Raw genomic sequence first — 14758 nt, 5'->3', positions numbered from 1 at the left:
CCGCGAAAAGGGAGCTAGCTACCCTTTTGCCCGAATACCATGGGGCATGGCCTCGGTGCTGCTGGCGGAAGACGACGTCGATCATCAGCGGATCGTCGCCGAGGTGCTGCGCCGGCTCGGCCACGACGTCACCATCGTCGGTGACGGCCGGGCCGCGCTGGCCGCGGTCGCGGCCCACCGGCCGGACCTCATCGTGACCGACGTGGACATGCCGCACCTGGACGGCGTGCAGTTCTGCCGGGCGGTACGCGCCGACCCCGAGCTCGCCGACATCCCGATCATGGTCCTCACCGGCTACCTGCCGCCCAGCGACCCGCGGCTCGCCGCCGTCGGCGCCACCACGGTGATGACGAAGCCGTTCGGCGTGCACGAGCTGATCGCGGCGCTGCGCCGGCACCTGGGCGAGGGCCCGGTGCACGCCGCCGCCGGCCCGGCGGAGCCCTCCCGGCCCCACGGCATGACCGGGGACGTCGAGAGCTGCGCGGCCTTCGTCGGCGCGCTGCTGGACGGCCTCGACGCCGGGGTGGTGGCCTGCGACACCGACGGGCGGCTCATGGTCCTCAATCCCGCCCTGCGGCGGCTGTTCGGCGTCCCGGACGCCCCCGGCGACCCGGTGCCGGCAGCACAGTGGACACAGCGGGCCACCATGCGTCACCACGACGGCACTCCCCTGGCCCCGGCCGACATCCCGCTGCTGCGCGCCCTGGCCGGCGAGGACGTCCGCCGGGCCGGCCTGCTCATGGACGACGACCACGGTCACGACCACTGGCTCTCGGTCAACGCCCGGCCGATCCGCGACGCCGCGGGCGTGGTCACCGGCGCGGTCGCCGCCGTGCAGGACATCACCGCCGAACACCGCGCGCGGCGCTTCCAGGAGTGCTCGACCGAGGTGCTGAAGGTACTGGCGCGCAGCCCGGACGCCGCCACGCTGGGCGACGAGATCCTGCGGGCGGTCGGCACGACGCTGGGCTGGCCGTACGTGCGCCTGTGGCTGGTCGACGAGGCCGACGAGGTGTTGCGCCCGGCCGCATCGTTCGAGGCCGAGTCCGTGCCGCCGCTGCCCCTGCCGGACAGCATGGCCCGCGGGGTGGGGCTCGGCGGGACGTGCTGGCAGCGCGGCGACCTGGTGTGGGTGCCCGACGTGCACGCCCCCGGCTCCCCGCTGCTGCCGGAGGTCATCGCCGCCACGACCTGCCGGGCCGCCGGCGCGGTGCCGGTACACAGCGGCGAGCGGATCACCGGCGTCCTGACCGTCTTCTCCGGCAGCGCCCAGGAGCCCGAGCCGGCCCTGGTCGTCCTGCTCAACGGCATCGCCGGCACCATCGGGGCCTACCTCGACCGGCGGCGCGCCGAGGAACTGGCCGTGCACCTGGCCGCCACCACCGACGAGTACATCGCCCTGGTCGGTCACGAGCTGCGGACCCCGCTGACCTCGATCAGCGCCTACACCGACCTGATCGCCGAGTCGAGCGACGACACCACCATCGGCGAGGTCCGCAACCTGCTCGAGGTCATCGCCCGCAACAACGGCCGGCTGCACTCCCTGATCGAGAAGCTGCTCGACCTGGCCGCCCTGGAGTCCGGCCACGCCCGCCTGGCCACCGAAGCCGTCGACCTGTCCGCCGTGGTCGCCGCGGCGGTGGCGGCCACGGCCGGTACGGCGCAGGACCACCGGATCACCGTCGCCGTCAGCCGGCCCGACCGGCTGACCGTCCCCGGCGACCCGGCCCGCCTGCGCCAGGTCGTCGACAGCCTGCTGAGCAACGCCGTGAAGTTCAGCCCGGACGACGCCACGGTCGGCGTCACGCTGACCACCGACGGCGCCACCGCGCTGCTCACCATCGCCGACACCGGCTCCGGTGTCCCGGCCGACGAGCGGGCCCAGTTGTTCCGCGGCCTGTACCGGGGGCGCAACGCCCACCACGCCGGCATTCCCGGCAGCGGCCTGGGCCTCACCCTGAGCCGGGCGGTCGTGGAACGGCACCACGGCACCATCACCCTCGCCCCGGGCCAGCCCACGGGGACGATCGTCACGGTCCGGATCCCGCGCGCCGCCGGCTGACCGCGCACCCGGGCCGGCGGCCCGGGATGGTCCGGTGCCGACATCCCCCGTCGTGATGTCGGACCCGGCCGGGCCGCCGTGCCGGCGCGGGCCGGGCCCGCCCGGACCGGGGTGCCGGCGCGGGCTGCTCCCGCCCCGGGTCAGGGTGCGACGCCCGAATGTGGACGGTCAACGGATCGGGGCCGGCGCGGCCGCATTTGCTGGATACCGCACCGGCGGACGTGCGGGATCCCGCACCGCCCCGGCCGACAAACCCGGCAGGTCTGGTCCCGGCCCGGGTGGTGTGGTTGAGTGCGGCGACGGGGGCGGCGACGGGTGGGTCGGCGCGCTCCGGCGAGGACGCCGTCGATGGGGACCGGGTTGCGAAAGATCACTTTGTCCGAGCGCGAGCGGGAGCTGATCGCGCTGCTCTCGCAGGGCCACACCGACGTGGCCGCGGCCGAGCAGCTGGGCATCAGCCCCCGCTCCGTGACGAACATCCTGCGCAGCCTCATGGACCGGCTCGGCGTGGACAACCGCTTCCAGCTCGGCCTGGCGCTCGGGTTCCTGCGCAAGGCGCACGCGCCCGGCGCCGCGGCCGGCCGGCCCGTCCCGGGCCGGGAGGGCACCACCGCGTCGCCGGAGAGCCGGCCATGAGCGTCACCGCGCCCGCGGCGCTCACCATCGGAGCGGCCCTGCCCTCGCTCGTGCGCTGGGGCGCGTCGGCCGACGCCGACCTGGTCTACCGCACGCTGGTGACGTTCGGGCCGGAGAACCGGCGCCGCCTCGGGCTGGAGCTGGCGATGCCGGTCCGCCGCATCGACGACGCGCTCGCCGAGCTGCGGGCCTGCGGCGCGGTCACCGTCTCCGGTGACCGGCGGGCCGCCGCGCCGAGCCGCACCTGGGCCGCCGCGCCGCCGGGGGTGGTGGTCGCCGCCCTGCGCACGCGGCGGCTGTCCCTGGCCGACGGGCAGGCGCTGGCCGAGTCGCACCGGCGCGTCGTCCGCGACCTGCGCGCCCGGCTCGGCGCGCTGGACCTGCCGCTGTCCGAGCCGGGGCTGGGCGGCTCGCTGGGCGCCCGGGTGCGGTATCTGCCCACCCGCCAACTCACCCGGGCCCGCTACGCCGAGCTGCTGCCCGGCCGCCGGGAGACCCTCACCATCAACCCGGAGCAGGAGTTCGACGCCGAGTCGGCCCGCACCGGCGCGGAGCTCGACCGGCGGCTCATCGCGCAGGGCACGCGGATGCGGGTGCTCGGGGTGCCGCCGGCCGACCGGGACGCCCTGGATCCCCAGGAGGCGCACCACCCGGCGTACCAGGTCCGCGAGTCGCTGCGGGTGCCGCTCAAGTTGATCGTCCTGGACCGGGCGGTGGCCCTGCTGCCGGCGGACCCGGAACGCCTGGAGCGCGGCTACGTCGAGATCGGCCACCCCGGCCTGGTGCGCGCGCTCACCGAGCTCTTCGAACGGCACTGGGACGCCGCCACCGACCCGCAGGTCGGCGCGGTGAACCCGATCGTGCTCTCGGCCCGGGAGCGCACCCTCGTCGACCTGCTGGCGCTCGGCCACACCGACGTGACGGCCGCCGCGCATCTGCGGATCAGCGCCCGCTCGGTCACCAACACCCTGCGCCGGCTCATGGACCGGCTGGGCGTGGACAACCGGTTCCAGCTCGGCCTCGCCCTCGGCGCCCTGGGGGCGGCCCGCCCGCCCGCTCTCGCCCTCCTCCACGACCAGGATCGGACCTCATGATCGAACGTCTTCTCACCGCCGCGGCCGTCGTGCTGCTGGCGGCTGCCGCACCGGCGGCCCCCGCCACGGCCGCACCCGTCGCGGCGCCGGTCGCCGCGGCGCCGGCCTGCGTGACCGTCACGATCGACGGGCTGCGCGGGGTGTACCGCCCCGACTCCCAGTTCTGGGAACCGTGGTTCGACGCCACCGTCAAGGGCCGGTCCACGCCGTGCGGCAGCGGCGGCGACGCCACTCTCGCGATCACCCAGTACCACGTCCGCGGCGGGGTCCCGACCGGCCTGATGAGCACGCCCTGGCGGGCCGCGGGTCCGGGGGGCACGGCTTTCTCGCGTACCGGCCGGATAGCGCCCGACGTCGCGGCGCTGTGCGTCAGCACCGGGCAGGCCCCGCACGGAGCCGGGCGGGTCGCCGTGAACGCGGCGTGCGTGCGGCCGGTCCGCTCGGGCGCCGACCACCTGGTGACCCGGTTCGCGGCCGTGCCGCTGACCGATCCGCTGGTGACGGCGGACCTGAGCGAGTACCCGCCGGAGGACGCCACGCCCACCGGCCCGGTGTGTGCCGTCGACTGTCTGGCGTCGACCTGGACCACCGGGCCGCCCGGGCCGCCCGGCACCACGTGGGACACCCCGATCAGCGGGCCCACCATCCCGCTGCTGCCGGAGGAGCCCACCTGTCACACCGTGTCCATCACGGACTCGTTCGCCGGGCCGTCCGACGACAACGTCAACGGCTTCGACATCTGGATGGCCGGCGCGGTCGACTCGTGCGATCCGAACGGGACGGAGCCGACCATCCACGCGGTCCGCTACTGGAGCGACCGGGGCATCGTCATGCCCGCCTGGGACCTCGCCCAGGTCCCGCTGGCCAAGGGCGCGCAGGTGAACGAGAACACCGGCGCGCTCTGCCTGACCTCCGGCATCCGGCAGCGCGGCGGCCGGCTGTACGGCGTGCACGACCGGTGCTGGCGGATCGTGCGGGACCAGCCGGACCGGTACCGGCTGGCGCCGATCCGCACCGACGAAGCACGCGTCCGCAAGCCGCTGGTCAGCAACGTTCCGCTGCCGGACCCCGACTATCCGCCGGGCGTCTGCGCCTCCTGCCTCTGATCGCCTCGATTAGCATGGCCGCGTCCGGCACAACGGCGGCGGAGACGAGGCGACATGCGGTGGTTCCCGCTCGGTCCCGGCCGGCGGCGCGCCGACCCCGACCCGGCCCGGCAGCAGGCCCTGCTCGAGGACATCCGGCGGCGGTACGGCGCGCACGTCCGCGTCCCGTTCCCGGAGCAGGCCGCCGCGGTCGTGCCGGCGCTCGACGGCGACGACGGTCTCGCGGTGGCCGCCACGGTGCTGCGGGAGTTCGCCGACGAGGCGCACGCGGAGCTGCTGGCGCAGGCCGGCGAGCTGTACCGGCGTACCGGCCACGGGGTCGCCGTCGACCGCCGCAACTACCGGCCGCTGTGGCAGGCGGCCGGGCCGGAGTTGCGGTGGCCGCTGTTCGCGCTGCCCGGCCGCCTGCACCCGTACGTCCAGGTGGCCGCGGCGGCCACGGTCCTCGGCGACCAGGCCCGCCGGTACGTCCGGGTGGCCGATCCGCAGCCGCCGCTGGCCCACCTGTTCGAGATCCTCGATCTCACCGTGGCCGGGTGGGAGTACGGCCGGGTCCCGGTCGACGCCGACGCGGCGGCGCTGGCCGGGCGGCTCATCGCGACGGCCCGTGAGCTGCGCGCGGCCATGCCGGAGCCGCCCCCGTTGCCACCGCCGGTCCGGGAGCTGATGCGGCGCAACCACACCGTCGACGTGCGCGAGCCCGGCGGGCACCGGGTCGTCGGTGGCTTCAACCCCGGCAGAGAGATGCGGCAGTCGCTGCTGGCGTGACCGGCTCCGGCCGGGAGGCGTACGGCTGACCGGCCCGGTGGTGACGCCGGCACAGCACCACGTAGCCGACGTCGGCCCCGGTGTCGCCCAGCACGACGGTGTCGCCGTCCCGGACCATCAGCCCGCTGACCACCCGGGCGTTCATCCGGGCCGGCTGCCCGCACCAGCACATCGGGTACACCTGGAGCGCCTCGACGATGTCGGCCAGCACGACCAGGCGGGCCGAGCCGGGGAACTGCAGGCCGCGGAAGTCCGACAGCAGCCCGAACGTGAAGACGTCGATGTCGTGGTCGTCCACCAGGGCGGCGAGCTGGTCGACCTGCTCGGGCGCCAGGAACTGGGCCTCGTCCACGATGACGTGGTCCACCCGCGGCCCGGGCCGGGACAGCACCAGCTCGGTCAGGTCGGTCGTCGCGCCGATCTCCAGCGCGTCGGCCGCGAGACCGATCCGGGAGGAGACGATGCCGGTGCCGGCCCGGTCGAGGCGGGTCATCAGCAGGCCCCGGCGCCCGCAGGCGGCGTAGGTGTGCCGGTACTGCAACACCATGGTGCTCTTGCCGCTGTTCATCGCCGCGTGCCGGTAGTGCAGCTGAGCCACCGTGCGTTGCCGCCTTCCCGGGTCCGGACCTGTGGTGTGCGGCCGGCCGGGCCCGGCGCACGCGGCACGGGACCGCGGCGCGGCAAGCGAGAAGGATGATAGCCGGTGATCTCCGTGGGGAACGCCGGCGCTCAGCGGCCGCCCGGCTCGCCGGGCGCCGCGTCGGGCAGCGTCGGGGCGTCGGTGGGATAGAGGCCGGCGACAAAGCCGTACGCCTGGTCGCCGGAGCGCGGGATCTGGGCGAAGCGGCGGGCGACCTCCTGCACCTCGGCCCAGAAGGCGCGCACGTCCTCGATCGGGATGCGGGCGTGCACCAGCAGGCAGCGCAGCTCGTCCGCCGCGTGGGCCGCCGCGGACTCGGCGGCTGCCTCGGCGATGCCGTTGACGGCGGCGGCGACCTGCCGGTCCTCGGGGCGGTGCAGGGCGCCGATGGAGATGGTCCGCGCGACCCGGCCGTAGTAGCGCTCCTCGATCGCGCGGACCCGCCGGGTGCGCACGACGCGGAACAGGCCGGCGTCGACCAGCAGGTTCACGTGGTAGGCGACCGTGCCCTTGGGGCGGCCGACCGCCCGGGCCAGCTCGGAGACCGTCGCGGCCCGTTCCAGCACCAGTTCCAGCAGGGTGCCGCGCAACGGGTCGGCGATCGCCCGCAGCTGCGCGGGCGCGGTGACCACGATCAGGTCGTCGAGGTCGTAGTCCGGGATCTGCTCATTGACCGACAAAGTTCGACCGTTCTAATATTCTGGATCATTCGAGCGGTGTCGTCCGACGAGGGGAAGTGTAGAGATGGCCGAGGTCGTGCTGTTCCACCACGTGCAGGGGTTGACCGACGGGGTGCGGGCGTTCGCCGAGCGGCTGGGCGGCGGCCGGCACACCGTGCACACGCCCGACCTGTTCGAGGGCGTCCGGCCGGCGACCGTCGAGGAGGGCCTGGCGCACGTCGGGAGCCTCGGCGACGAGCAGCTCGCCGCGCGGGCCGAGCGGGCGGTGGCCGCACTGCCGGAGGCCCTGGTCTACGCGGGCCTGTCCTGGGGCGCCGCCACCGCCCAGCGGTACGCCCAGACCCGCCCCGGCGCCCGCGGCGCCCTGCTGTACGAGTCCTGCCTGCCGATCACCGGCGAGTGGGCGCTCGGCCCGTGGCCGGCCGGACTGCCGGTGCAGATCCACGGCATGGACCGGGATCCGTTCTTCGCCCTGGAGGGCGACCTCGACGCCGCCCGGGAACTGGTCGCGGCGGCCGGGCCGGGGGTGGCCGAGCTGTTCCTCTATCCCGGCGACCACCACCTGTTCACCGACAGCTCGCTGCCGGCCCACGACGCGGCGGCGACCGAGCTGGCCCTGCGCCGGTCCGGCGAGTTTCTCGACCGGCTGTCCTGAAAAACAAATGCAGAACACATCCGACAGTTCACCCTGTGATCTACATCACCACCATTTGGCCGCTCCTTTCCCGGTACGCCGCGGGTGGGTGAAGTTCTCGCAGGTCAGCTCCCTGCACAGCGGCCGCCGGGCCGCCGAACGTCGCTTTTCCCTCGCCCGATCGGCCTAACCCGTACGGGCCGGTGAACGTCGGCGAAAATGCATTCGTGCGCTCTTTTCGGGTGATCGACTGACATCCGCCGGCTCAACCGTGGTCGTCCGTCGCGTGATGGCTGTGCCCCGAGCCGGCTCCGTCATCACCAACGGAAGGCCTTATTCGGTGGCAGTCGCACAGCTTCAGCAACAGCGGGATCCCCGGGCCGGCGCCTCGAGACCGACAGTGGCGGAATACGTGCCGCTGCCGCCCGCCGACGACGAGAAGTACCTCTACTACGGCGCCCAGGGTCGCTGGATCTTCTGCGTGTTCCTGCTGGCCTTCGCGGGCGTCATGTTCGGCATGTCCCGGCTGGCGGCCAACTCGATGTGGACCAGCCTGCTCTACGAGCTGATCGCGTTGCAGGTCGTGGCCGTGCTCATCAGCCTGCTGTCGAGCACCCGCAAGCGGCGCAGCTCCCGCGCCGAGCACGAGGCGCTGGTCGCGGCGTACCGGCCCGCCGCGTACCCCTCGGTGGACGTGTTCCTGCCGTCGGCCGGCGAGTCCCTGGCCATCCTGGAGAACACCTACCGCCACGTCGCGCGGCTGGACTGGCCCGGCCCGCTCACCGTGCACGTGCTCGACGACTCGGCCCGCGAGGCGGTCGCCGCGCTCGCCGCCGACCACGGTTTCCGGTACCTTTCCCGGCCCAACCGCGGCGAGCTGAAGAAGGCCGGAAACCTGCGGTACGGATACGAGAACTCCACCGGCGACCTCATTCATGTCTTCGACGCCGATTTCGCGCCGCGCGCCGACATGATCCGGGAACTGGCGCCCTACTTCGCCGACGAGACCGTCGGGATCGTGCAGTCGCCGCAATTCTTCGACGTCCAGCAGGATCACTTCAATTGGCTGCAGCGGTCGGCCGGCGCGACCCAGGAGATGTTCTACCGCTGGATCCAGCCCGCCCGCGACGCCGTGGACGCGGCCATCTGTGTCGGCACCAACGCCGTCTACCGGCGCGCCGCGCTGCGCCGGTCGGGCGGCTTCGCCCAGATCGGGCACAGCGAGGACGTGCACACCGGCGTCAACATGGCCAAGGCCGGCTTCCGGACCCGCTACGTGCCGGTGAACCTGGCCAAGGGCGTCTGCCCGGACAACTTCGACGGCTTCGCCAACCAGCAGTACCGGTGGTGCACCGGCAGCATGAGCCTGCTGGCCGACCCGGGCTTCCACCGTTCCGCGCTGACCGTCAAGCAGAAGCTCTGCTTCTGGACCGGCTTCCTGTACTACATCACCACCGCCGTCGCGGCCTTCACGAGCCAGCTCCCCGGCTTCCTGATGCTGTGGTTCTTCCCCGACCAGATCCGGCCGCTCAACTACCTGCCGCTGATCGGCACCATCTTCGTGTGGTCCACCCTGATGCCACGGGTGACCAACTACCGGTGGTCGCCGGCCGTCGTCCGGGTGCAGATGCTCATCGGGTTCTGCCACGCCCTGGCCCTGTACGACTTCCTGCGCGGCCGGACCGCCGCCTGGGTGCCCACCGGCGCCGCCAAGCGCACGTCCACCGCGCGGCGCGTCCTGCGCCTGCTGCGGGTCTGGCTGATCACCGCCCAGCTGCTCACCTGGTCGGGCATCGGGCTGGGGATCGCCCGGTACGGCCTGGACCAGCTCTGGGCGACGGTGTTGTTCGCCGGTCCGATGCTGTACTTCGTCTGGCCGCTGCTGCTCGGCGGCCGGGCCACACCGCAGCGGCACCCCGTCGCGGCGAGCGCCCGGGACACCGATCCGGTGCTCCCCGGCGCACGTCCGGCGGCCGCCTACGCCTCGGCCACCGCGTCATGACCGGCGGCACCCACCTGCTCGAACGGGCCCAGCCCCGGACGGCGCCGGCGCCGGCGGCGACGCCCGTCTTCCGGCGCGACGTGCAGGGGCTGCGCGCTGTGGCCGTCCTGCTGCTGGTCGGCTCGGCCACCGGCGTCGGCGGCCTGGCCGGCGGCGGGACCGGGATGGACGTCTTCTTCGTGATCTCCGGTTTCGTGCTCACCGGCAGCGTGTTCCTCGAACTGCGCCGGGACGGGCGGGTCTCGCTGCTCCGGTTCTACGCCCGGCGCGCGACGCGGCTCGTGCCGGCGTCGATGGTGGTGGTCCTCGGCACGCTCCTGGCGGCCTGGCACTGGATGCCGCCGGCCGACCGTGCGGCGGTGTCCCGGGACGCCCTCGCCGCCGCGACGGCCACCATGACCGGGCCGCCGGTGGAGCCGGGCAGCCTCTCGCCGCTGCAGCACTTCTGGTCGCTGACCGTCATCGTGCAGGTCGGCCTGGTGCTGCCGGTGCTGCTGACCGTCGCCTCGCTGGCCTGGGCGCGGCGCGGGCGGCCGAGCGGGCCGGCCGCCGCCGCCGTGCTGACCGTGGTGACCGCGGCCTCGCTCGCGGTCTGGCTCCAGCCGGCGGCGTACCCCTGGGCCGCCACCGGCGCGGCGGCCCGGGCCTGGGAGTTCGGGGTCGGTGCGCTGATCGCCCTGGGGGCGCGACGGCTCGCCGGCCTGCCGGCCCCGCTCGCCGCGAGCCTGACCTGGCTGGGCCTGGGCACGGTGCTCGCCGGCGCGGCCACCGGGCAGGTCCTGCCGGCCGCCGCCGGGGCCGGGCTGGTGATCGCCGGTGGCTGCGCCCGCCCGCCCCGGGGCGCCCGCCGGCTGCTGCGGCTGACCCCGCTGCAGGAGCTCGGCCGGGTCTCGTTCAGCTGGTACCTGTGGCACTGGCCGATCCTCGCCCTCGCCCCGTACGTCCTGGGTCATCCGCCGACCACCCCGGCCCGGGTGCTCCTGGCCGCCGCCGCGCTGGTGCCGGCGGCCATGTCGGTGGCCGCCGTGGAGAACCGCATCCACCTGCACCGGGGCCTGCGCCGCCGACCGGGGCGGGCCCTCGCCCTCGGCGGCTCGCTGGTCGCGGTGACGGCGGTGCTGGCCCTGGTCGCCGCGAACCTGCCGGCTCCCGCGGCCCCGGGCCCGGGGGCGGCGACCGTTCGGACGCCGGCCGACGTGCTGGCCTCCGGCCGCTTCACCGTCGCCCGCCTGCAGGAGATCATCCGGGAGAGCAGCACCGCGACCGCGCTGCCCCGCGACCTGACGCCCGCCCTCGCCCGGGTCCGGACGAGCACGCCGCGCGACGGCGGATGCCTGGCGCCGCCGGCCAGCCGGTTCGTCTCCGACAACATCCGCCGGGGCTGCGAGCAGCACGGCGCGGTGGCCGGCCACCGGGTCGTGGTCCTGTTCGGTGACTCGCACGCCCAGCAGTGGTTCGACGCCCTCGACGTGGTCGCCCGCGAGCGCGGCTGGCGGCTCGTCGTCTTCACGAAGGCGGACTGCGGCCCGGCCCTCGGCACGGTCGGCCGGGACGGCGGCACCGAGCCGTACGTGGCGTGCGACCAGTGGCGGCTGCGGGCGCTGGACCGGATCCGGCAGCTGCGGCCGGTCATGGTCGTCATGTCGACCCGCAACCGCGAGACCGGCCCGCTGGACGTCGCGGTGACCGCGGGGCGGGACCAGGACTGGGCCGCCGCCTGGGCCAAAACGGTCAGCCGGGTCAAGCAGGCCGGCGCCCGGCCGGTGGTCATCGCCGACACGCCGGTCGCGCACCGGGACGTGCCGGGGTGCCTGGCCGCGTACCCGGCCGCCGTCAACCGCTGCCACCTGGACGTGTTCCGGTCCCTGATGCTGCCCCGGCAGCGCATCGTCCGGGCGGTCGTGCAGGCCCACGGCGCGCGGGTCGTCGACTCCACCGCGTGGTTCTGCACGCCCCTGATCTGCCCCGCCGTCATCGGCGGCACCGTCGTCTACCGCGACGACAACCACCTGACGTCCGCCTACGCCAGACAGCTGGCGGGCGTCCTGAACGAGGCACTCGGCGAATGAGGATCCGATGACCAACGTGCACGTGTTGTCCCCGCCCGTCGCGCCGGCCGGCGGCGCGCACCCGCCGGACGCAACCGTCCCGGAAGCCGCCGTCCGGAGCTGGCCGGCGGCGGGCACGGTGGCGCTGGCCCTGCCCCCGGCGCTGCTCGCCCTCGGGCTGTCGGTCGCCGGCATCGGCGCGCGCAGCATGTGGAACGACGAGTACGCCAGCTGGTACGCCGCCACGCTCAGCTTCGGCGACCTGGCCAAGCTGCTGGCCAATGTGGACGCCGTGGTGGCGCCGTACTACCTGTTCCTGCATTTCTGGATCGACCTCTTCGGCGATTCCCAGACCAGCCTGCGGGTGCCCTCGGCGCTGGCCACGGCCGCCACGGCGGCGCTCGTCGCGATGCTGGGCCGCCGGCTCTTCGACACCGGGGTCGGCCTGACGGCCGGACTGATCTTCGCCGGGTTGCCCGCGGCGACCCGCTACGGCCAGGAGGCCCGGCCGTACGCCTTCGCGATCGGCTTCGCGACGCTGGCGACGCTGCTGCTGCTGCGGGCGCTGGAGCGGCCCACCTGGCGGCGCTGGATCCTGTACGGCGCCGGCCTGGTCCTCGCCGGCCTGATGCACATCGTGACCCTGACCGTGCTGCTGGCCCACGCCGTCTTCATGTGGCGGGCCTTCCGGGTCAGCGGCGACCTGCGGTTGCTGCGGTGGCTGGCCGGCGCGTCCCTCGCGGTGACCGCGGCGCTGCCGCTGGCGGCCAAGGGCTCGGAGCAGTCGAGCGTCATCTCCTGGATCCGGGCCGACGGCGAGGCGCTGACCAGCCTGCCGGTCCGGATCTTCGGCTCCTGGCAGGTCGCCCTGGTCGTCGGCGCCGCGGCGCTGCTGGCCACGGCGCTGCTCTGGGCCCGGCACCGGGGACCGGTCGTCCTGTTGCTGAGCTGGGCGCTGTTCCCGCCGCTCTGGTGCTACGTCACGTTCCCGGTGCTGCATCTCTTCCTGCACCGCTACCTGCTCTTCACCGTGCCGGCGTGGACGTTGCTGGCCGCCGCGCTCGGCTTCTCGCTGACCCGGTACATCCGCCGGGCCGCCGCGCGGGTCCCGCTGTCGCTGAGCGGCCTGCTGGTGGCGGTCGCGGTGCTCGCCGTAAGCGGGCCCGGACAGCAGGCGGCCCGGCACAGCCCGGTCTACGGCGAACCCGACTTCCACTCCGCCGCCCTGGCCCTGGCCGCGGTGGCCGCGCCCGACGACGGCATCGCCTACGCCGGCACGACGCGTAACGGCCGCCGGGCCTTCGACTACGAGGTGCGGCGCCTCGGCCTGCTGCGCGACGTGCTGGTCGAGCGGACCTCGCAGCAGAACGGCACCTTCGGCGCGCAGGAGTGCGTCGACCCGGGCCCGTGCGTCGGCGACACCCGGCGGATCTGGCTGGTCTCGACCACGGCGGCCAACCTCGACCCGATGGACGGCATGCCCGGCCCCACCCAGGGGTTCCTGCTCACCGCCTACACCCTCAGCGAGTACCGGTCCTTCGAGCAGATCCGGATCTTCCGGCTGGACCGCAAGGACCCACGATGAAGGAGACGACGATGCCCCGACCGCGGCTGACCTTTGTCGGCACCGGCTATCTCGGCGCCACGTACGCCGTCTGCTTCGCCGAACTGGGGTACGAGGTCCTCGGCTTCGACGTCGATGTGGCCCGGATCGCCGCGCTGACGGCCGGCACGGTGCCGTTCCACGAGCCCGGCCTGACCGAGCTGCTGCGGCGCAACCTGGCCGCCGGCCGGCTGCGCTTCACCACCTCGTACGCCGAGACGGCCGACTTCGGCGACGTGCACTTCGTCTGCGTGGGCACGCCGCAGCGGCCCGGCGGCACCGGCGCCGACCTGTCGTACGTCGAGTCGGCGGTCACCGGGCTGGCCGCGCACCTGACCCGCCCGGCGCTGATCGTCGGCAAGTCCACCGTCCCGGTCGGCACCGCCGAGTGGGTGGAGCGGCTCGTCGCCAAGCACGCGCCCGGGCTCGGCGTGCAGGTGGCCTGGTCCCCGGAGTTCCTCCAGGAGGGCCGGGCGGTCCAGGACGTGCTGCGGCCCAGCCGCATCGTGGTCGGCGTACGGTCGGAGTGGGCCGGCGCCCTGGTCGACGCCGCCCACCGCGGCATCCTGGAGCTGGCCGCCGCCGAGGATCGCGAGGTGCCGGTGGTGGTGACCGACTTCGCCACCGCCGAGCTGGTCAAGGTGGCCGCGAACGCGTTCCTGGCCACCAAGATCAGCTTCATCAACGCGATGGCCGAGGTCTGCGAGGTCGCCGGCGGCGACGTCACCCAGCTCGCCCGGGCCATCGGCTACGACCCCCGGATCGGCAACCGCTTCCTGCAGGCCGGCGTCGGCTTCGGCGGCGGCTGCCTGCCCAAGGACATCCGCGCCTTCCAGGCCCGCGCCCAGGAACTCGGGGCCGGCGAGGCCCTGCGCTTCCTGCACGAGGTCGACCTGATCAACCAGCGCCGCCGCGGCAAGGTGCTCCAGCTCGCCGCCGAACTGCTCGGCTGCCCGCCGGGGCCGGGTGGCCCGCAGTTCGCCGGCGCCCGGGTCGCGGTGCTCGGGGCGACGTTCAAACCGCATTCCGACGACGTCCGCGACGCGCCCGCCCTGCAGATCGCGGCGGCGCTGGCCCGCGCGGGCGCCGGCGTGCGCGTCTACGACCCGGCGGGGATGGCCAACGCCGCCCTGGCGCAGCCCGGTCTGCGCTTCGCGGAGTCGCTGGACGACGCCGTCCGCGACGCCGAGCTGGTCTGCGTCCTGACCGAGTGGCCGGAGTTCCGCACCGCCGACCCGGCCCGGCTCGGCCGGCTCGCCGCCACCCCGCTGGTGATCGACGGCCGCAACTGCCTGGACGCGGCGGCCTGGACCGCGGCCGGCTGGCGGTACCGCGGGCTGGGCTCCCGGCCCGCGGACCGGGCCCCGGCCGGGTGGACCGCGCTCGACCAGGACGACCCGGCGGGCCGCCCGCCGCTCCCCCGCCCGGCAACCCGGCCCGTTGCGGCTCGGTAGCCATCCAACGGGTTCGCGCGGCGGCCGGGCC

General features: G+C 74.7%; 12 protein-coding genes. 10 read left to right on the top strand and 2 right to left on the bottom strand.

Annotated features, from left to right (window positions below; translation table 11 throughout):
- The first annotated feature begins 46 nt into the window (after positions 1-46).
- The 5 genes from Ani05nite_RS06150 (at position 47) to Ani05nite_RS06130 (ending at position 5666) form a co-directional block, all read left to right on the top strand.
- Positions 47-2062 carry an ATP-binding protein gene (locus Ani05nite_RS06150; RefSeq protein ID WP_203765892.1) on the top strand — a complete coding sequence of 672 codons (2016 nt, stop codon included), beginning with the start codon at positions 47-49 and terminating at the stop codon, positions 2060-2062.
- Positions 2063-2422: 360 nt separating this feature from the next.
- A complete protein-coding gene (locus Ani05nite_RS06145) occupies positions 2423-2698 on the top strand; it encodes a helix-turn-helix domain-containing protein (RefSeq protein ID WP_203765890.1) in 276 nt (91 codons plus the stop codon).
- Positions 2695-3792: a LuxR C-terminal-related transcriptional regulator gene (locus Ani05nite_RS40840; protein ID WP_239129379.1), complete on the top strand. Its 1098-nt coding sequence runs from the start codon at positions 2695-2697 to the stop codon at positions 3790-3792. Before Ani05nite_RS06145 ends, Ani05nite_RS40840 begins: the two co-directional genes overlap by 4 nt.
- On the top strand, positions 3789-4898 hold the full coding sequence (locus Ani05nite_RS06135; RefSeq protein ID WP_203765888.1) for a hypothetical protein: 1110 nt from the start codon (positions 3789-3791) through the stop codon (positions 4896-4898). The genes Ani05nite_RS40840 and Ani05nite_RS06135 overlap by 4 nt, the downstream gene beginning before the upstream one ends.
- Before the next feature lie 54 nt (positions 4899-4952).
- Positions 4953-5666 (top strand): hypothetical protein, encoded by a 714-nt coding sequence (locus tag Ani05nite_RS06130; protein ID WP_203765886.1) that lies wholly within the window; start codon positions 4953-4955, stop codon positions 5664-5666.
- On the opposite strand, the gene Ani05nite_RS06125 is transcribed toward Ani05nite_RS06130, so the two are convergent.
- Both Ani05nite_RS06125 and Ani05nite_RS06120 read right to left on the bottom strand, forming a co-directional pair.
- Positions 5626-6264 (bottom strand): thymidine kinase, encoded by a 639-nt coding sequence (locus tag Ani05nite_RS06125; RefSeq protein ID WP_203765884.1) that lies wholly within the window; start codon positions 6262-6264, stop codon positions 5626-5628. The genes Ani05nite_RS06130 and Ani05nite_RS06125 overlap by 41 nt on opposite strands.
- Before the next feature lie 131 nt (positions 6265-6395).
- Positions 6396-6986: an ArsR/SmtB family transcription factor gene (locus Ani05nite_RS06120; RefSeq protein ID WP_203765883.1), complete on the bottom strand. Its 591-nt coding sequence runs from the start codon at positions 6984-6986 to the stop codon at positions 6396-6398.
- Positions 6987-7050: 64 nt separating this feature from the next.
- On the opposite strand from Ani05nite_RS06120, the gene Ani05nite_RS06115 reads away from it, so the two are divergent.
- From Ani05nite_RS06115 to Ani05nite_RS06095, 5 genes are all read left to right on the top strand, one after another.
- Positions 7051-7641 (top strand): dienelactone hydrolase family protein, encoded by a 591-nt coding sequence (locus tag Ani05nite_RS06115; protein ID WP_203765882.1) that lies wholly within the window; start codon positions 7051-7053, stop codon positions 7639-7641.
- A 391-nt stretch (positions 7642-8032) separates the two neighbouring features.
- Entirely contained in the window at positions 8033-9622 is a 1590-nt protein-coding gene (locus tag Ani05nite_RS06110) for a glycosyltransferase family 2 protein (protein WP_203765881.1), read from the top strand.
- Positions 9619-11691, top strand: a complete 2073-nt coding sequence (locus Ani05nite_RS06105) for an acyltransferase family protein (protein WP_203765880.1) — start codon at positions 9619-9621, stop codon at positions 11689-11691. The genes Ani05nite_RS06110 and Ani05nite_RS06105 overlap by 4 nt, the downstream gene beginning before the upstream one ends.
- Before the next feature lie 7 nt (positions 11692-11698).
- Complete coding sequence (locus Ani05nite_RS06100; protein WP_203765879.1) at positions 11699-13255, top strand: glycosyltransferase family 39 protein; 1557 nt, start codon at positions 11699-11701, stop codon at positions 13253-13255.
- 26 nt (positions 13256-13281) lie between these two features.
- A complete protein-coding gene (locus tag Ani05nite_RS06095; protein ID WP_239129386.1) occupies positions 13282-14727 on the top strand; it encodes a UDP-glucose dehydrogenase family protein in 1446 nt (481 codons plus the stop codon).
- The last annotated feature ends 31 nt before the right edge of the window (positions 14728-14758 follow it).

Source organism: Actinoplanes nipponensis (assembly GCF_016862275.1).
GTDB classification, from domain to species: domain Bacteria; phylum Actinomycetota; class Actinomycetes; order Mycobacteriales; family Micromonosporaceae; genus Actinoplanes; species Actinoplanes nipponensis.
This window is presented reverse-complemented; position numbering and strand designations above follow the sequence as displayed.